This is a genomic window from Fundicoccus ignavus, from assembly GCF_009659375.1.
Taxonomy (GTDB): Bacteria; Bacillota; Bacilli; order Lactobacillales; family Aerococcaceae; genus Fundicoccus; species Fundicoccus ignavus.
Map to the genome: position 1 here is coordinate 1 of NZ_WJQT01000006.1, position 17,536 is coordinate 17,536.

Genomic DNA, 17,536 nt, shown 5'->3' on the forward strand with positions numbered 1-17,536 from the left:
ATTAGTCCGCAACCAATCACGGAAGCGTAACATTCTATCAATCTCTGATGTGCCCAAACTGAACACATGCAGATTAATATCGGTATCCGGTCCTTTAAACAAACGATGCTCAAACCAGTCAGGTTCTCGAATCTGTAGCACATATCCGGCCGCTTCCAACACTGGAACGTAGGATGACTCATCAGCAGAATCCTTAACAACCAACCGTATTCTTTTGCAACTCATCATCCGTTGTAAGCATGGAGGTATTATTAGATATCATCTTATCGCACTCCTTTGTTAGGTTGTGGTGACTTTAATATAGTGAACATTTACGTTTTTGTGAATAGAAAGATGCGGTTGATGTTCGTTCATCAACCGCATTTAATATAGAGCCTATATTTTTAACTCTAACTTTGGGGTCACATCATTTAAGGGGGTTCATTTGGTTTAATTTTTACCTGTTATCTATTAAATAAACAGGTAACAAAAACTAGCTATCTTTTTTATTTTTGTTCTCTAAATATTTACTAACGAGGAAAGAAGATGATGTCATGGCTATGACAACCCACCATTTAAATTCTTTATTAGCTAGCAGTGTTAATACATACACCATCGTTAAAGTTAATAAGTTATAACCTACTAATTTTATTAAGTCTTTGCTCATTAAAAATTAATCCTTCCATTGTTAGGAACAGCATCGTTTTCGTCCCATAATTGAGCTAAATAGGTATCTGGTGATAGTAAATTCATTGCAAATTCTAATACAACATCATTCACAACCCAGCTTCCTAAATATTTTGCAATTGCTTAACGTATGGCACTTTTTGCTGCGTGTTTACCTTTTACTTTTATTAAAGTACTTCCTCCTAGAGCTAATGCAATAGCAGTATCTAGGGCCGCTCCCATTTGATCTACAGTTATACCTTGCCATGATGATCTAGTTTGAGCCTGAGACGATGTATATTCTGTTTGTAACGAGTACTCACCTTGAAGTTGTTTGTATATTACTTCTATAATCCACTCTTTAGAAATACTAGGGTGTAATGCTTGAATTTCATTAGCAAGTGAGTTGATTTCTACCTCTGTTAATGAAAGAGATGTAGGCTCTACAATTTCAACTTCAGTGTATTCTTGTGTTTGTTGTTCATTTTCAGTAGCGTAAACAGTTGTAATATTAGGAAATATAGAAGCACTTAGAAGCATTATAGCGAAAGATAACGAAACGATTCTAAGGTTTTGATTCATAATTTCTCCCTTTTTTTAATGTTTATTTGTTTACTGTACAATGTGTTTGAATAATATAATCGATTTAGCCCCAACTTTTCTATTTAAAAAACGTTTCCCCCCTACAATTATATCTTAAAAAAATTTATCTTGTTGTCAAATGTCATGAAGATCGCTTTATAGTTAACAGGCGTTATATGTTATAATTTATATTAGATACGTGTGAATTTATAAAGCTCCATGGGGACGAAAGGAGTTTTATAAATCATGAAAAGAAAAGCATTAGTTTTTTTATATGAAGGAATATCTTTATTTGAGATAACTCAATTAACAGCTTTCCTGACCTCATATCAAACCGTTGAATTAGAATGGATTCTTGATACAGTTTCTTCTGAAAAGAAATTGATAAGAAGCGAAGATAATTTTAATCTTCTCCCGGACTATACTTTCGGTGAAATAGACTATACTGAGTATGAACTCATCATACTATCGGGTATCATCGATTTTAGAAAAGTAATTAATGATGAAAGATTCATTAAGGCTCTAGGAGAGTTAAAAACTATCAGTAGTGATCGGCCGTTAATAGCGGCTATTTCAGCTGCTCCTATTTTAATGGCAAAAGCAGGGTTACTAGATTCATGTCAGTTTACTTGTGGGCTCTTTGAGGAAGATATTGATGCTCACTCTTTTATAAAGCAAGAAAATATTGTAAGAAAGCCTATTGTTTATGATGAAAAAAATAATATCCTTACAGCAATTGGCTTTGCCTCTAGAAATTTTGCGATAGAAACTGCTCGATTATTAGGTTATAACTTATCTGATGATGCATTTATTGGTGCAGACAAGGATAGGATTTACACACCAGAAGAATTAACATTTTTTAGAAATTAATAGATGTTTGCACGTATCTCTTTAAGGCAGTTATACACTGCCTTTTTGTTTTATTTATGAAGAATAAAACAAGAGAGTCTAATTTGGTACACGGAATAGATAAAATGAAACTGAACCGTTCCCATCCTCTCTTCGTCTTTTTTTAACTTCTATTAATACTTTTAACTAAAAAAGAGGTTAGCAGACACGTTATTAATGACTAGAAATCCTCTATTAAGTAATTTTATCCATTTCTTTTTGGTCAATACTACACACTCCACATGTTTTGAGAGGTATAGATAGCTGTAAAAAATAAATTGCATGAATATTTCCATGTGAAATTCTCTTTGTGGGAAGATATCCAATATTGGCTCTCGTATGGGGGAACATATCAATCAGTTTTACATGTTTTGCAGATGTAACCAAAAAGCCAATTAATATTAATCGTTTTATTGTTATACTCATTTTGCTTATAACAATTAAGCTTTATCCTTTTTAATATTCATAGAAATCATTAAAGACATCACATTTAGTATAACAACAAATGCAAGTAAAATAACGGGAGATAAGTTAAATATTTTAAGAATAATTCTACTATCAACTTTCTGCAGAATTGGTCCGCTTGCACCAACAAGCGCCATTGTAATAATAAAAACAAACCTACCTTTTTCACTGCCAAATTTAAAGAGAATGGGAGTATTTATTGCTATAAAGATAAGACCTCCCATAACGGCAAATAGTAGAACATTTATATCATCATCTATCACCACAATGCCATTATATTTCCAAATAATTTGACCAATAAATACAAGCAGAGCTGCACCAAACATACAAAGATAACCCAGCAAATATTTACTAAAAATAAGATCAAATTTTGAGTAAGGCATCATGGCGGCAAGTTCATTCCACTTAGAGCGTTCATCATAAGCAATCGCTGTCATTGGTAACACCGCTCCTAGTAAAATTGAGAAAGTAGACATCGCTTCTCCTGTTGTCAGCGCAATAACTGGAATAATAATAAGAAATATTTTAAGCTGTTTTGTGATAACATAAAAATCTTTTAATAGTAAGCTTTTCATTTAGACACCTTCCTTTACCATCAATAAAATAATATCTTCAAGTCTGGTATTTTCTACCCTAAAGGCTGCGTTAATTTTATCTTTTTGTACAAGTACTTCGTAGCCGAAACTTGTTCTAATTTTGCGAACAATGGAATCCTTTGGTAATGTTTCCAACTGATTTTTCGCCAGTTTTATGACTGCATATTTTTCTAATAACAAATCTTTTTCTTCAACTAAAAGAAGCTCACCTTTATGAATAAAGCAGATATAATCACAAATTTTTTCAAGGTCACTGATAATATGCGATGAAAGTAAAATTGAATGATTCTCGTCCCTTGTAAAGTCATTAAACACATCGAGAATTTCATCTCTCACCATAGGATCGAGTCCACTGGTTGCCTCATCTAAAATAAGTAGTTTTGGATTATGGGATAGTGCAACTGCGACAGACAATTTCATTTTCATTCCTCTTGAAAAGTCTTTAAATATTTTCGTGAGAGGTAAAGAGAACTTTTTTATGTATTCAAAATAAGAATCCTCGTTCCAATTTTTATAGATAAGTTTCATTATGTTATTAATATTTTTAGCATTTAATACTTCTGGAAAATATGCCTCATCAAGTACAACCCCGATATCTTGCTTAAGATTTGTAAATTCCTTAGATAAATTAGACACCCCTAAAACTGAAACTTCACCATTATCTGCTTCTAAGGTGTTCATAATAAGTTTTATAGCTGTGCTTTTTCCTGCGCCATTTTCACCAACTAGCCCCATAATCGTTCCTGAAGGTACATTAAAATTAAGATCTTTAAGTGTGAAATCACCAAAAGATTTTGTAAGATTCTTCACTTCAATACTGTTCATATTTATTCCTCCTCTGAAATGATTTTGAACATTTCAATAATATCGTCTACTGTTAATTTACACGCTGGAGCAATCTTTAAAATTATTCTGAAGTGCTCCTCAATTTCTTTTAAATGGGCTTCCCTCAATATTTCTGTATTTTTTTCTGCAACAAAAGAGCCTTTACCTATTGCTGAATAAATATATCCGTCTTTTTCAAGTTCATCATAAGCTCTTTTGGTTGTTATCACACTAATTCTTAAATCTTTTGCAAGATTACGAATAGACGGGAGTAAATCCCCTTCTTTAAGCTCAGATGAAATAATTGCAGACTTTATTTGACGATATATTTGCTCATAAATCGGCTCATTATTTGCGTTGCTAATAATGATATTCATCTTCTACCTCCAATGTAAGTGTATATATTGAATATAAACATTATATACTCAGCGAACAGTTGTGTCAAGATATAAAGTAAGGCGGACTATATTTTAATCCAGCCTAAAGGTATGCAAACCAATCTTTCTGGAAATTCTTATTGGTTGACAATTACGAAGGTACTCAGAACATTTTTTTCTTGAACAAGCACAAATAAAACCCACAACTCTACCGCAGAGTCATGGGTTATTTGCTTTGAGTTTTCATATTTCCATTTCGATGCCAGATTTGAAGGCTATGACGAAGTGGTCTTCATAGACTGTAACGCTCTGGATTATCTTCCTTACAAGCTTATCATCATATTCTAAGGTGCGAAATTTGTTCTTGCGGATAAATTCAATCAGCTCATTGATTCGCTCGTTCTCGCCACTGAGGGAGGCATCTTCTAATAAAAAGATCCGTCGCTTATTTCGCAGTTCATCAATCTCATCTGCTATGCTTAATCATTAGACTCAGAGTATCTACAGTCTAGCTTGGAAGGGTTCTCTTCTATATAAACGGGCTCGCCGAGGGGTCTTGCAGACGGCTAGTCGGCTTTTCAAGCCGAGTATCAGCGACCCCATTGGGTCAATTAGCTGATACCTGTTTGATATTTGCTGCCCTACTTTTTCAGTAGGTCTGCAAACCTCAAACTAAAATTGAAGGAAATTTCATAAAATAGAATTCTATTTTGTAAAAACTTATTTTTTCTAATAGGTTTTACTTAATTACTATTAAGACAAACTGGTTTATGAAATGTATTACTTCTTATTCTTTAATTCTAAAAAAGTTGGCGTGATATTTAACAAAATTGATATCACCGTCAGAACCCAATACGCTATGCTCATGGTAGGCACGACATCTAATAAAGCAGACCAATCTTCGGCGTTTACCCAATCAGACACCATGCTGTAACTTGCAGCGAGTGTTAATGCTGTAAATGACAAACCAATCGCCATCGCTAAATGATAATTTTTACCTGCTTTGTAGAGATAAAGATTTAAGAAAGTTGCGACGATCGCAATACCACCAAATATTAACCACATAATTATTCCTCCAATATTTTTTGTATGAGTTTTACTTAATTCTTATTGTGTCAAACTCAGTTTCAGTAGGTATGCAAACCCCAAACCAGTCAGTGGGCTTTTATTATCTAAGTTCATTTTTCTTTTTTAACCACATACCGTCAATCATCTTGTTAATTGCTAAAGTATTATAGTTAGTCGCTACATCAAACCAATCATCAGAATGTTGAATACAAATCATTAAAAAATCAGCATAATTATCAATCTTATTTTCGTAAATATAAGTGATAATATCTTTCATTACATTTAATTTGTTTGTTTTCGTTAATTCAAAATAACTTTCAACATCTGCACCACAATGAGCAACAATTTCATCTCTTGAGTATTGATATTTTTCAGGGTTGTCTAAGTGTATAAAATATCTAATCATTCCACGTCCTGAACCAACTTTTTGTGGTGCAGGCACATTCAAAGGTTCAACAATTTTTGTTACAGCTTTTAAAGAAATAGGTCCATCAGACGATAACATCACATGCCAGTGTGGCTTTTTAGTTGTGTTATCAGGATTAAGATCTTGGTTCTGTTGCAAAGTTTTCCAAAAAATCTATTTTAGTGTAAAATTGAGAAAAAAGACAGAGAGGACAGAGTAATGAATCATTTTAAAGGCAAACAATTCAAAAAAGACGTCATTATTGTCGCTGTTGGTTACTACCTGCGTTACAATCTAAGCTATCGTGAAGTTCAAGAATTGTTATATGATCGTGGAATAAATGTTTGTCATACTACGATTTATCGTTGGGTGCAAGAGTACAGCAAAGTCCTCTATTATCTTTGGAAGAAGAAAAATAGACAATCCTTCTATTCATGGAAAATGGACGAAACCTATATCAAAATTAAGGGACGTTGGCATTATCTTTATCGTGCAATTGATGCGGACGGCTTAACCTTAGATATCTGGTTACGAAAGAAACGGGATACGCAAGCAGCCTATGCTTTCTTAAAACGACTCCATAAACAGTTTGGTGAGCCGAAAGCAATTGTGACCGATAAAGCACCTTCTCTTGGCTCCGCCTTTAGAAAGTTACAGAGTGTGGGTTTATATACTAAGACAGAGCACCGAACTGTGAAGTATCTTAACAATTTAATAGAACAAGACTATCGACCTATTAAACGACGAAATAAATTTTATCAAAGTCTCCGTACAGCCTCTTCCACGATTAAGGGCATGGAGACCATTCGAGGAATATATAAAAAGAACCGAAGAAATGGAACGCTCTTCGGCTTTTCGGTGTCTACTGAAATCAAGGTATTAATGGGAATAACAGCCTAAGATATTTGGAGTTCAGAGAGGGCGCGTTTGATTTTCAAACTTCGCAACAGAACCATTTTTTCTATGTTAAGTAGGAAATCGTCAAAGAAATTAAACTCCGTTGGCGAAAAAGATAATTCGGCTTCTTTCGTTAAATCGTGTATAGCACTGTGAGAATCGAACACTGTAATTCGGTTGGTATAAGGATGATCCTTATCAGTAGGATAATGTATCTCCTCTATATTTCCACTATCATCTTCGAAAATAACTTTTGAACTAGGTTGTTCAGAACTTTTTTCGAATAAATTAGGTAGTATATTTTTATCACCTCTTGAAATAAAGATATTGTTTAAAATTCTTGTGTATCCAGATTTACCAGTACCATTCTCACCATATACTAAAGTAACTTCATCACCAACAGGAAATACTTCATTGTTTTTAATAGCATTTACACCACTAACATTTGATAAACCTCTCCATTTTATATTTGGTATCTTACTAGTATCAGTTTTACTATTTGAAAAATTCAATCCATTCTTTTCTAATGGTTCGCTAACAAGGCTATTTTCCTTTTTGAAAATAAGAAAAATTTCTTCTATATCCTCATCTGTAATTGTGCGATTGCTTAATAACTTTTCTGCTATTACTTGTTGCCAATATGGTTGCCTTTCTACCCAACTTATAATATCAGTTATAATCATTTTCTTCTTCTCCCTCCACATAAGTTTATTATGATGAGCTTACCATATTAATGTAGGTAATTTGACATAACCTTATCTTATGTGACAAATAGTTCACAAGTGAAAGAAATTTAAAATTGCAATAGAAAAAAGCCAATATTAATCTAAAAACAATTAATTAGAATTTCCAAATGATTATTTTGCAAATCTATTCGAATCGATAAATAGATTGTAATATACAAAAAGACGACCACAATTATTTTAAACTGTAGTCGTCTTATTATTCTATTGTATTGTGTTCCCACACCTCAGATCAATTACTACCGAAACAGTAATGTGGTTTTTCAGTACTTTATTTCTCACCTTCTCCCACAAACACGAAATGCTTGTGAAAGTGTTTAAAACTAAGGATTTCTATATAGTTTTTCTTTGTAGCAACGATACACACTCAACATGAGATATGTAGGTTATTTGCGAACATATCCAAATCCCGTTTAAAATCTATACTTTTTAACGTTCCTACACAGTCTCAACTAGGCTATTTTCTGCATTTCTATTGATTTTCAAGAACAGATTTATATCCATCTTTCGAATTCCCTGTAACTGTAAATCGATATGTCTCTCCATATTTTGCATCAATATAAATCGGCTCCATTACCTTTGTGTATTCTTCTGGATATACATTCTCGTAGTTCGGATCTACATATTTCGTTATAATTGAAAAACGGAGCTTCAAATTATTCAAATCTTCTACATTAGAAAATTCTTCTTTGGTATAATTATTAATCAAAAGCTCATCATGTTTCAAAAGCGATTTATCTACATTTGATATTCCTCCGCTAAAATCATTCCCAGCAATATCACGATCAATGATGAATAAACCAATATCTTTCTCAACATCTAGCTGTATTTCAAGTCTTATCTCATCACTAGCCACTGTCACATCATTAACCGATGGAAAAAATCGCATCAAGGCCAAGGCTGCCACAAATACTAATCCTACCACTACAATTAGCATCGTTCTTTTCTTCTTCATATATTTATTCATACCCTTCGCAATTATTTTGCAAATTCTACTTGCTCATTCTCTGTTCCCGGATTCTTCTGGATAACCGTGAAGAACAGCATTTTGTGTTCCACAACATTTTCTCCATATGATTTTGAATAGCTGAATCGCGGAACTTGATGAAAATGCGCTACAGTAACATAATCTGAAATTGTAAATAATCCAAATAAAAGAATAATGCAACCAACAATAGTTACTATTCGTCTGCTTTTCTTTATGATTAATGTCTTAATACCGACACCAACACCAATTACTACAATGATTGCTCCCAGAATTGAATATATGCTTCCCCAGCTACTTTCGTTTGGGAAAATCGCTAGAGCCGAGTTAATTAAAAACGCCCCAAACACAATCATCAATACACTAATGATTTTTCTTTTTTCAACCTTACTTTCGTTTTTACTATATTCTGCCATCTTAATAGCAGTATCTCTTGTTTCTTGATTCATAGTCTCACTTTTCCTTTCGCCATTAATTATTTCAGGTATGGTCACTTCGTAATAATCCGCCAGCTCAACAAGCAAACCAATATCCGGCATATTATTTCCTGTCTCCCAACGCGAAATTGTTCTACCTGATACATTCAGCACTTCCGCAAGTGCTTCTTGTGTAATATTCTTTTCTTTACGTAGTTCCTTTAAGAACTGACCAATTTTTATTTGGTCCATGCTCTGACCTCCTTTCAACGACAGTCTATGTTTTATCCTAGTAATTGAACACGACACAAAGTGAGAAAATGCCGTATTTCTCTACTAGACAAGTCTGTCTACACGTATTTTTATCTATTTTTCATTGAATTCTGCCGACTTCTTTGAACTATACTTTTTATGGCTCCGTGTTTTATTGCCATACTCATCAATTACAACATTACTTCGATCTTTTCTCAGTTTCTGCACAGCATTGAATATTTCTTCTGAGATAATAACAGGATTGTTGTCTTCTACTAAATAATACCCCGAATTCTCATCTTCCTTTAGCAATTCAACATCACCAGTATATTTTCTATTGGTTAGTATATTATCGATAGAACCTTTGCTCCATCTCCCCTTACCAGTAGGCGATTTAAATCCTAGTTCCTGCAACTTTCGTATGATGCCAACGACACTCATACCTCCCATGTAAAAATTGAATACTCTCTTTACAACGGCAGCTTGTTCCTCATTGATGACGAGATCACCATTCTCATCATTATCATACCCATAGCACTTTCGATTCATCAGATTGGACTTCCCACTAGCAACACTCTTTTGTATGCCCCACTTGATGTTTTCGCTTCTGCTTTCGTTTTCAGCTTGTGCTATAGATTCAATGATGGAAATCATGAGCTCATTATCTATTTCTCCAGAATCAAGATTTTCTTGTTCAAAAAGAACTCTTATATTCAACTTACGCAGTTCACGCAAGGATTCCAGTACTTCCACTGTATCCCTGCCAAATCGACTGATATTCTTAGTGACAACTATATCAAAGCTCTTGCTTTCTGCATCCTTCAACATTCTTGCAAATTCTTTTCTCGGTGATTTTGCCTTTGCGGATTGAGTCTCTATATAAATATCAACTAATCTCCATGAAGAAACCATAGACACATATCTAGTTAATCCAGAAATCTGGGCAAATAAACTTTCAAGTTGTTCACCATGTGCAGTACTTACTCTTGCATAGATGACTACCTTCTTCTGAACTTTTGGTATACTTGCTGGTATGATTTCTACCTTTTTCTCCATCAACACCACTTCCTTTTTGCCTATCCGGCATCATGCGAATGCAGCTATAAGTTAAATAGGCAATTATACTACACTATCGTTACGAGGTGAACCCTAAAGAGGGATCACTTTTCCAATATCCATTCCCTAGTGTCAACCCTCGGTTACGGATATGTTTCCGCACGAACGATAAGCTGACTAAAAATAAGGCTTTCTACGAGGCTTGTTATACCTTTTAACGGTTGCCCACGAGAAAGCCTTATATATTCAGTACTTTATTTACTTACTAAGGTTCACCCGTGACATCAATACTACGGTCTCAACATGGGACGAGTCAGTAAGCTTGATGTCTTTACACTTTTTTAGGTTCCATACGTCTTTGGGAATATGTCCACTAATGGTGTAGGTATGCGGGAATAAGTCAATCACAATTATAATTTATTAAAAGTTACCTTCCACATTACAATACAATCGACTTATAAAACTTTAATTGTAGGCTGAATTTCTCTCCTTCTAATTTGGCCTCTACTTCTCCGCCTTGTTTCTCCATCAATTGTTGCACGATATGCAAACCTAAACCAAGCTGACCATTTCTTCTACTAGAATCCTTGCGATAAGTCCGATTGAAAATATCTGCTATGTCTGCTTCTGTCAAATCGTTCGAATCATTTTCCGCATATAAAGAGAGGTAATTGTCTTCCGCTTCTAATCTTAAATGAAAATAAGATGTCGCATACCTTAATGCATTCTGGATAATATTAACGAGAATCCGTTCTATAGCTTCTTTATTTGCTAAGACATGACTTTCTCCCATATTAGCTAATTGAACATCAATAGATTTTTCGCGAAAATCCGAATAAAATAGCAGTGCTTTTTCTTCAATGATTTCATTTAAGGGTATAGATGTCATTTCCAATTTATAATCTGCTGAAAGAATGGAAGCTAACTCGTAAAATAAATCAACTTGGTTGGTTAACAAATCAATCTTTCCTAATATAATGTCGACATACTCTTCTCTTTTTGCCACTGGTACATCATCTAACAATAATTGGGAGAAACCTTTCATTGATGTTAAAGGTGTCCTTAAGTCATGGGATATATTTGTAATTTCCGTTCTTAATTGTGTTTCACGTTTTTCTAAATATCGTTCATTTTCTTTATAAAGATGGATTAACTTATTTATTTCCTTGGAAAACTCACTCGTTAGCTGATCATGTGAATTTGTGCGAATTAATTCATTCGTACCAAAATGCTCATTCACATCCTTCAGCTGCCTGGCCATCTTTTTCATGTCCCAACGAATGATTAGAAGTTTATAAATACTGAGGATTGCAATAAAGAGCATACAAATACCAAAAATCATCCAACCATTCATTGGCAACATCCTTTCTCAAGTTAATCGATATCTTTTTTATTAAACTGCCATAAGCCTATAGCGAGAAATATTATAGATAAACCAATTCCAACAAGCCAACTCTCCCAAGAAAAGGTCACGGCATTCTCTGTATAAGAAAGTGTATTTTCATTAAGTAAGAAACTTGGTGTCCACTTATATAATTCATCTAATGGACCCACTAAACGAAACATTAAATTCATAATCCCATCTGACATTGTATAAATGACTATGATAGTTATAATCGTATAAATAGTCCCAATCCGGTTCATCTGTAAGACATGTACAAGCATGAAGGCACTTAAAACAATCGGGAACATATTGACACTAGCCAGCAGAAAACTGTTTAAATAAGGTTCACTATCAGTAAACAATGTTTCACCAAGCGCTCCCATCAGGATCATCCCAATCAAACATAATAACAAAAAGTACATAAAAGTAAGGATTAATTTTGACCAAAAAATCGTTGACCGGGAAATCCCAAATGATACAGACTGCTTGAGGGTAGATAGGTCTTTTCCTGTTAAAGCACTATTAATTAAAATGACAATAATGAAGATTAATACGCCCCCATTAACGATATTGCTATAAAAGAAGTAGGACGTTGCATAAGGAAAATTAACTTCATTCTGTCCAAAAAAGTATAAGGTGAACCCAAATGCAATAATAAGCCCGCATGCGAGAAGACTCGTTAAGTGTAAGCCTGTTTTTCTTGTTAAGCGATAACGTTCACTTTTTAAATAATTAATCATTTTTCTTCCCCCTCTACAATGTCCAAGAAGTATTCTTCGAGTTTATATGCCTCAGTGTGGAAGGCTCTAACGATAATGTCATTTGTGATAAGCAACTTGTTAATGGCAGCTGCATCTTTTATATGATTGTAAATGATAATCTTTCCTTCGGGCATGACATCATATTGAATAGAAGGATAATGACTTTCTAATACTTGTGCTGCTTTGGCAACTTTATCTACTTGTAAGTGTAATTGTTTTTCCGACTTTTCCTCTAATTGCTTTTTGCTGACATCTTCGGTGATAATACCTTTTTTGATAAAAACAAATCTATCAGCGATTAATTGTAGTTCGGTTAAAATATGACTTGATACTAAAATCGTGATGTGATGCTCTTGGTTTAATTGTAGTAATAGTTTCCGAATTTCGACAATTCCTTCTGAATCGAGTCCATTAATCGGTTCATCTAAGACCAAACAATCCGGACTACTTAATAAACATAGTGCAATGCCGAGGCGCTGTTTCATTCCCATTGAGTAAGTTTTAAATTTCTTGTGTTTGGCATTGGTTAAGCCTACAATTTTCAACACTTCGTGGATGCGCTTTTTCTCTGCTACTCCACGTTGCAGACGGAAGTATTCTAAATTTTGTACTCCTGTAAAGTCTGGGAAAAACACCGGTGATTCAATAATGAAACCCATTCGCCTTCGTGCTTTGTCTAAGTGAGGACTCTTTTTGTCAAAGAGTTGGATACTCCCACTTGTCGGAATCATTTGTCCCGAGAGTAGTTTGAAAAATGTTGATTTCCCTGCACCATTTTTACCGATTAAGGCACAAATTTCTCCTTCATTTAAGTTGAAATCGATTGATTTGAGCACTTCTTCTGTTTTAAAGTTTTTCCTTAGTTCTTTCGTTTGAATGATTGCATTCATTTATTTCCAACCTCCATTTGCTCCTTATATATGTATTGTAAGCAAATAGGCTTTAATATCCTTTAAACAAAACATAAAGAATTCATAAAGATGCTTTAGACTAACATAAAACCAATGCCCCAAACTGTTTGAATATATTCTTCTTCCGTAAATCTGGCGATTTTTTTACGAATATTAGATATATGGACACTAACCGTATTATCATCACCTACATATGGGCCTGTCCAAAGTTCTTCATATATTTCTCTTTTGGAAAAGGCATATTCAGGGCGAGAAATTAATAAAAGTAATAAGTCATATTCTGCATTCGTTAAAGACATCTGCTGGTCACCCAAGTATACTGAACGTTTTTTTATATCAATCCGTAAGTCACGCCAATGCTTTTCACTTTGCTCTATTTGGTTGCTTGGAGTAACTTTTCGTAATTGTACTTCTATCCGTGCCAGTACTTCCGCTTGGTCGAATGGTTTTGTTATATAATCATCGGCACCACCTTTTAACAAGTCCACTTTATGCATGACATCTGTCTTTGCAGAAATAACGATGATGGGGACTTGGCTTTTTTCACGAATTTCCTTAATTACTTCCTCACCTGACATTCCCGGGAGCATGAGATCAACTAGAATAAGATCATATATAACCGATTCCATACGTAATAAAGCCTCTGTTCCGGAGTATGCAGCCGTTGTTTCAAAAGATTCATTTGTTAAAATAGTGGTTAACAATAAATTTATTTCTTCATCATCTTCAACAATTAAAATTTTCTTGCACATACTATCCCTCTAGTTCACTTGTTTTTTCTATTCTACAATCAATTATTCTTTAGATTTTATCTTACCACAAAAAGGCCTGTATGATTAGCATTACCTAATCATACAGGCCTTTAATATTTTTACATGTTCACTTCTACATTTATCCCAGACTTAAAGGCTATTTCCATTTTCTCAGCCTGAATAGTTACTTTATCGACTAAGCGCCTTACAAGCTTTTCATCATATAAATCTAGTTCGGGAGACTCTGTTTCCAGAAGTTTGATAATCTCTTCCATCCGATTTCTATCGTTATCTTGCTCAGCAATTTGAATTTGTAAGGTCTGCCGCTTTTCCCTTAATCGATATATATCATCGACCACTTCATTGTAATCTTCTTTCGAGTTTGCCAAAGTGATTAAGGAATGTTGTAATTCTACTAGTTTTTTCTCAACTGTTATAATTTCATTTGGAAGACTTGATGAAATGATAAGCGAAATATTTTCTATTAATACTTTTATAAAATCATCTTGATTACTGAATAGTTTATTGATCCCTTGAAGAACTGACTCTTTTAGAACATCTTCTCTTACTGTTCGTGCATCGCAAAACACTCCGGTATTCTCCAATCGACTGACACATCGCCAAACGATTGACCTCTTCCCTCGATTATTCCAATGAACTCTTCTAAAGATCTCCCCACAGTTATCACAAAGCACCATCTGAGCCAAACTGTGGTTACTGCTATAATTCCGTCTCTTTCCATTTTTGCTTACTCTTCCTACTCTTCGTTTTTTTAACTCTTCCTGGACTAGCATGAATAAGTGTTTTGGAATAATCGCTTCGTGGTTGTTTTCTACATAATATTGAGGAACAACACCATCATTCTTTACTCGTCTTTTTGATAGAAAATCAACGGTGTATGTTTTTTGAAGTAGTGCATCTCCCATATATTTTTCATTCGTTAACATTTTACATAAGGAACTAGTATGCCATTTCTTTTTCCCGGCTCCCGTTAAAATACCGTCTGCCTCCAAGCCTTTCGCTATCTTATTTAAACTCGCCCCTTCTAAATACTCCCGATAAATTCTTTTAATGATTTCAGCTTCTTCTGGGACAATCACTAATTGATTATTTTCGTCTTTTGTATATCCGATAAATCGATTGTGATTGACCTGGACTTCTCCCTGTTGGTAGCGATATTGAATACCTAGTTTTACGTTTTGACTTAATGACTGACTTTCTTGTTGGGCAAGTGATGCCATTATCGTAAGCATCACTTCCCCTTTCGCTTCCATTGAATTAATGTTTTCCTTTTCAAAGAATACTGGTATATCCCGCTCTTTTAATTTTCTTATATATTTCAAACAGTCTAACGTAATTCTTGCAAATCGACTGATGGACTTTGTGATGATCATGTCAATTTTTCCATCCATACAATCTTGTATCATTTTATTGAACTGTTCCCGCATTTTCGTGTTTGTTCCTGTAATGCCATCGTCTGCATAAACACCTGCAAGTTTCCACTCGGGATTAGCTTGAATGTATGACGTGTAATGTTCGATTTGCACTTTATAACTCGTTGCCTGTTCATCACTGTCAGTTGATACTCGACAATAAGCAGCTACCCTCAGCTTTTGCTTATCACTTACTTCCCTCGTTCTTCTTGGTCTTGCTGGGATGACTGTAACATTTCTTGAACTTTCCATACTCTAGGTCACCACACTTTCTATTAAACTGTAAACATATTCTGCTTGTTTATATGGGTTATCATGTTTGATATCGATAGTTGGTATAGTGAATGTGGGAATTTCAAACGGGGTTTCTTCTTGTTTTTTATTTAGTCTACCTAATTTTTTTGCCCGTTTATATCTCTCTATCTTCACTTTTTCAAATAATTCTTTTGATATTAAGGTAGGAAAAATATCCGTTCCTAAGTATCTTTCATCCGTTAATATTCGAGTAATACCGCCATGATTTCGCTTTATTCCCGCTTCCTTAGCGGAATTTGCCAAGGACAATCCTGATAAATACGCTTGAAAAAGTTGTTGCAGTTGTTTCGATTCTTTTTTATTTATGACTACTTTACCGTTTTCAATTTGATAGCCAAATGGTGTATGTGCCATCATCTGCTCACCTCTTCCTTTAGTAATAAGCCACTTTTTAGTAAAAAACCTATTCTTGTTGGCGAGTATATACAAATTTTGTTAATATATTCGTTAAAAATCGTTTCTTCAAATGATACAACTTCCTGCTGTTTATTGGTGAAACTTATTAGTCTTTTTAGTTCGTATATTTGCTCTTCTTCGTTGCGAATAAGTCGCAGCAACCGTTGCTTATCCTCAAATAATTCGTTAATTTGTCTATCCATCTTCGCTTGTTGCTCTTCATATAATTTCCGTTCTAGAAATTTATCATCCATTAGCTTTTTCAACATTTGACTCTTCGCATAGCATTCAGTCAATTGCAGTTCAATATTATCAAGTTCTTCTTCTGTATCCTGTTTAAAGCCATTTTTCACTGTTTCAAATAGCGAATGAAGTATTTTTTTTCGAGCAAATATAAGTTTATTAATCATTGTAATAAATGCTTGATGAATACGTTCTTCCCTTATAAAAAGCATCGAACATTCATATTTATTTTTGATGTGTGTTGAACAGCACCAAGCAATATATTTTCTATGCGTAGAAGTATGAATTCTCCTTTTAAAGGTATCGCCACATTCCGCGCATTCAATCTTTCCTGAAAAAGGATAACGGTTTAAATATTTTCTATTTCCAACTGCCACATTCTTTTGACTTGCTTGATATTCTAGCATTCGATTAGCCGCTTCAAAATCAGCATGTGTGATAATCGCTTCATGGTGATTTTCAATTAGGTATTGATCAAGTTCACCTTGGTTTACTTTTCGGTTAAAATGTTCATTAGTAAAAGTCTTTTGAAGCAACACATCTCCAGTGTACTTTTCGTTCCTTACAATTCCACGTATCGTAGAACCTGTCCAATTGCCGTTTCGCTTAGTTGGAATTTTTTCTTCGTTTAACTGCCTGGCAATTCGTTCCGTTCCTGTTCCTTTAAGCACACTATTGAATATTCGCTTGACTACTTGTGCTTGTTTTTCATTTACAATTACTTGTTCATCGATATAGTCGTAACCGTAAGGTGGATATGATAATTTATAGGTCCCATGTTTGAATCTTTGCCTTATCGACCACTTACTGTTCTCCGATATAGATACGGACTCATTTTCTGCAAGGCTACTTAAAATTGAAAGCATGAGTTCACTTTCCATTGAGTTCGTATTGATGTTTTCCTTTTCAAAATAAATGTGCACACCTAAGTCCATCAATTTTCTAACAAGTTCCAAGCAGTCAATTGTGTTTCTCGCAAATCGACTAATTGATTTCGTTAAAATGAAATCAATCTCTCCTTTTTCACAGTCAGATATTAATCGAAGCAATTCTGGTCGTCTATCCTTTTTTGTTCCTGTAATACCTTCATCGCTGTAAATACCAACGAGCTGCCAATCATCATTCTTTTCGATTAAAGTT

At 34.2% G+C, this 17,536-nt stretch carries 19 protein-coding genes and 2 pseudogenes; 2 read left to right on the forward strand and 19 right to left on the reverse strand.

What is annotated here, in order from left to right; genetic code table 11:
- Together GF867_RS05625 and GF867_RS05630 are read right to left on the reverse strand one after the other, a co-directional pair.
- A partial coding sequence (locus GF867_RS05625; protein WP_366927760.1) for a GrpB family protein occupies nt 1-228 on the reverse strand: 228 nt, incomplete at its 3' end.
- A gap of 417 nt (nt 229-645) precedes the next feature.
- Nucleotides 646-1,227: pseudogene (locus GF867_RS05630) on the reverse strand (hypothetical protein).
- 246 nt (nt 1,228-1,473) lie between these two features.
- Here GF867_RS05630 and GF867_RS05635 point away from each other — a divergent pair.
- On the forward strand, nt 1,474-2,097 hold the full coding sequence (locus tag GF867_RS05635; protein ID WP_153832137.1) for a DJ-1/PfpI family protein: 624 nt from the start codon (nt 1,474-1,476) through the stop codon (nt 2,095-2,097).
- A 458-nt stretch (nt 2,098-2,555) separates the two neighbouring features.
- On the opposite strand, the gene GF867_RS05640 is transcribed toward GF867_RS05635, so the two are convergent.
- From GF867_RS05640 to GF867_RS05665, 6 genes and pseudogenes are all read right to left on the reverse strand, one after another.
- Nucleotides 2,556-3,155: an ABC-2 transporter permease gene (locus tag GF867_RS05640; protein ID WP_153832138.1), complete on the reverse strand. Its 600-nt coding sequence runs from the start codon at nt 3,153-3,155 to the stop codon at nt 2,556-2,558.
- A complete protein-coding gene (locus GF867_RS05645; protein WP_153832139.1) occupies nt 3,156-4,001 on the reverse strand; it encodes an ABC transporter ATP-binding protein in 846 nt (281 codons plus the stop codon). It abuts the gene before it with no gap.
- A 2-nt stretch (nt 4,002-4,003) separates the two neighbouring features.
- The gene (locus tag GF867_RS05650; protein WP_138404549.1) at nt 4,004-4,378 is read right to left on the reverse strand and encodes a GntR family transcriptional regulator; all 375 of its coding nucleotides are present in this window, start codon (nt 4,376-4,378) and stop codon (nt 4,004-4,006) included.
- Nucleotides 4,379-4,621: 243 nt separating this feature from the next.
- Nucleotides 4,622-4,708, reverse strand: a pseudogene (locus tag GF867_RS14475) (site-specific recombinase); the annotation flags it as partial.
- Between the two features lie 450 nt (nt 4,709-5,158).
- Nucleotides 5,159-5,443, reverse strand: coding sequence for a hypothetical protein (locus tag GF867_RS05660; protein WP_153832140.1), 285 nt, complete (start codon nt 5,441-5,443; stop codon nt 5,159-5,161).
- A gap of 103 nt (nt 5,444-5,546) precedes the next feature.
- Nucleotides 5,547-6,011, reverse strand: a complete 465-nt coding sequence (locus GF867_RS05665) for a Rep family protein (protein ID WP_153832141.1) — start codon at nt 6,009-6,011, stop codon at nt 5,547-5,549.
- Between the two features lie 60 nt (nt 6,012-6,071).
- On the opposite strand from GF867_RS05665, the gene GF867_RS05670 reads away from it, so the two are divergent.
- On the forward strand, nt 6,072-6,752 hold the full coding sequence (locus GF867_RS05670; protein WP_153832142.1) for an IS6-like element ISS1N family transposase: 681 nt from the start codon (nt 6,072-6,074) through the stop codon (nt 6,750-6,752).
- Here GF867_RS05670 and GF867_RS05675 read toward each other — a convergent pair.
- The 11 genes from GF867_RS05675 to GF867_RS14335 all read right to left on the reverse strand — a co-directional run bounded on the left by GF867_RS05675 (nt 6,749) and on the right by GF867_RS14335 (nt 17,529).
- Nucleotides 6,749-7,432, reverse strand: coding sequence for a hypothetical protein (locus GF867_RS05675; RefSeq protein ID WP_153832143.1), 684 nt, complete (start codon nt 7,430-7,432; stop codon nt 6,749-6,751). The genes GF867_RS05670 and GF867_RS05675 overlap by 4 nt on opposite strands.
- Nucleotides 7,433-7,964: 532 nt before the next feature.
- Complete coding sequence (locus GF867_RS05680; protein ID WP_153832144.1) at nt 7,965-8,429, reverse strand: hypothetical protein; 465 nt, start codon at nt 8,427-8,429, stop codon at nt 7,965-7,967.
- A gap of 41 nt (nt 8,430-8,470) precedes the next feature.
- Entirely contained in the window at nt 8,471-9,145 is a 675-nt protein-coding gene (locus tag GF867_RS05685) for a helix-turn-helix domain-containing protein (RefSeq protein ID WP_153832145.1), read from the reverse strand.
- A 114-nt stretch (nt 9,146-9,259) separates the two neighbouring features.
- Nucleotides 9,260-10,201 carry a recombinase family protein gene (locus tag GF867_RS05690; protein WP_153832146.1) on the reverse strand — a complete coding sequence of 314 codons (942 nt, stop codon included), beginning with the start codon at nt 10,199-10,201 and terminating at the stop codon, nt 9,260-9,262.
- Nucleotides 10,202-10,640: 439 nt separating this feature from the next.
- A complete protein-coding gene (locus GF867_RS05695; RefSeq protein WP_172973967.1) occupies nt 10,641-11,555 on the reverse strand; it encodes a sensor histidine kinase in 915 nt (304 codons plus the stop codon).
- Between the two features lie 20 nt (nt 11,556-11,575).
- The gene (locus tag GF867_RS05700; protein WP_153832148.1) at nt 11,576-12,325 is read right to left on the reverse strand and encodes an ABC transporter permease; all 750 of its coding nucleotides are present in this window, start codon (nt 12,323-12,325) and stop codon (nt 11,576-11,578) included.
- On the reverse strand, nt 12,322-13,236 hold the full coding sequence (locus tag GF867_RS05705; protein WP_153832149.1) for an ATP-binding cassette domain-containing protein: 915 nt from the start codon (nt 13,234-13,236) through the stop codon (nt 12,322-12,324). The genes GF867_RS05700 and GF867_RS05705 overlap by 4 nt, the downstream gene beginning before the upstream one ends.
- Nucleotides 13,237-13,331: 95 nt before the next feature.
- Complete coding sequence (locus GF867_RS05710) at nt 13,332-14,009, reverse strand: response regulator transcription factor (RefSeq protein ID WP_153832150.1); 678 nt, start codon at nt 14,007-14,009, stop codon at nt 13,332-13,334.
- 119 nt (nt 14,010-14,128) lie between these two features.
- Nucleotides 14,129-15,694 (reverse strand): recombinase family protein, encoded by a 1,566-nt coding sequence (locus GF867_RS05715; protein WP_153832151.1) that lies wholly within the window; start codon nt 15,692-15,694, stop codon nt 14,129-14,131.
- A gap of 3 nt (nt 15,695-15,697) precedes the next feature.
- Nucleotides 15,698-16,114 (reverse strand): recombinase family protein, encoded by a 417-nt coding sequence (locus GF867_RS05720; RefSeq protein WP_253940756.1) that lies wholly within the window; start codon nt 16,112-16,114, stop codon nt 15,698-15,700.
- Nucleotides 16,111-17,529, reverse strand: coding sequence for a recombinase family protein (locus GF867_RS14335; protein ID WP_366927771.1), 1,419 nt, complete (start codon nt 17,527-17,529; stop codon nt 16,111-16,113). The genes GF867_RS05720 and GF867_RS14335 overlap by 4 nt, the downstream gene beginning before the upstream one ends.
- Nucleotides 17,530-17,536 lie beyond the last annotated feature (7 nt).

Bases quoted from the DNA above. Each gene is read 5' to 3' on its own strand.
- GF867_RS05635 (WP_153832137.1), top strand. From the start codon at position 1,474: ATGAAAAGAAAAGCATTAGTTTTTTTATATGAAGGAATATCTTTATTT.
- GF867_RS05640 (WP_153832138.1), bottom strand. From the start codon at position 3,155: ATGAAAAGCTTACTATTAAAAGATTTTTATGTTATCACAAAACAGCTT.
- GF867_RS05645 (WP_153832139.1), bottom strand. From the start codon at position 4,001: ATGAACAGTATTGAAGTGAAGAATCTTACAAAATCTTTTGGTGATTTC.
- GF867_RS05650 (WP_138404549.1), bottom strand. From the start codon at position 4,378: ATGAATATCATTATTAGCAACGCAAATAATGAGCCGATTTATGAGCAA.
- GF867_RS05660 (WP_153832140.1), bottom strand. From the start codon at position 5,443: ATGTGGTTAATATTTGGTGGTATTGCGATCGTCGCAACTTTCTTAAAT.
- GF867_RS05670 (WP_153832142.1), top strand. From the start codon at position 6,072: ATGAATCATTTTAAAGGCAAACAATTCAAAAAAGACGTCATTATTGTC.
- GF867_RS05675 (WP_153832143.1), bottom strand. From the start codon at position 7,432: ATGATTATAACTGATATTATAAGTTGGGTAGAAAGGCAACCATATTGG.
- GF867_RS05680 (WP_153832144.1), bottom strand. From the start codon at position 8,429: ATGCTAATTGTAGTGGTAGGATTAGTATTTGTGGCAGCCTTGGCCTTG.
- GF867_RS05685 (WP_153832145.1), bottom strand. From the start codon at position 9,145: ATGGACCAAATAAAAATTGGTCAGTTCTTAAAGGAACTACGTAAAGAA.
- GF867_RS05690 (WP_153832146.1), bottom strand. From the start codon at position 10,201: ATGGAGAAAAAGGTAGAAATCATACCAGCAAGTATACCAAAAGTTCAG.
- GF867_RS05695 (WP_172973967.1), bottom strand. From the start codon at position 11,555: ATGAATGGTTGGATGATTTTTGGTATTTGTATGCTCTTTATTGCAATC.
- GF867_RS05700 (WP_153832148.1), bottom strand. From the start codon at position 12,325: ATGATTAATTATTTAAAAAGTGAACGTTATCGCTTAACAAGAAAAACA.
- GF867_RS05705 (WP_153832149.1), bottom strand. From the start codon at position 13,236: ATGAATGCAATCATTCAAACGAAAGAACTAAGGAAAAACTTTAAAACA.
- GF867_RS05710 (WP_153832150.1), bottom strand. From the start codon at position 14,009: ATGTGCAAGAAAATTTTAATTGTTGAAGATGATGAAGAAATAAATTTA.
- GF867_RS05715 (WP_153832151.1), bottom strand. From the start codon at position 15,694: ATGGAAAGTTCAAGAAATGTTACAGTCATCCCAGCAAGACCAAGAAGA.
- GF867_RS05720 (WP_253940756.1), bottom strand. From the start codon at position 16,114: ATGATGGCACATACACCATTTGGCTATCAAATTGAAAACGGTAAAGTA.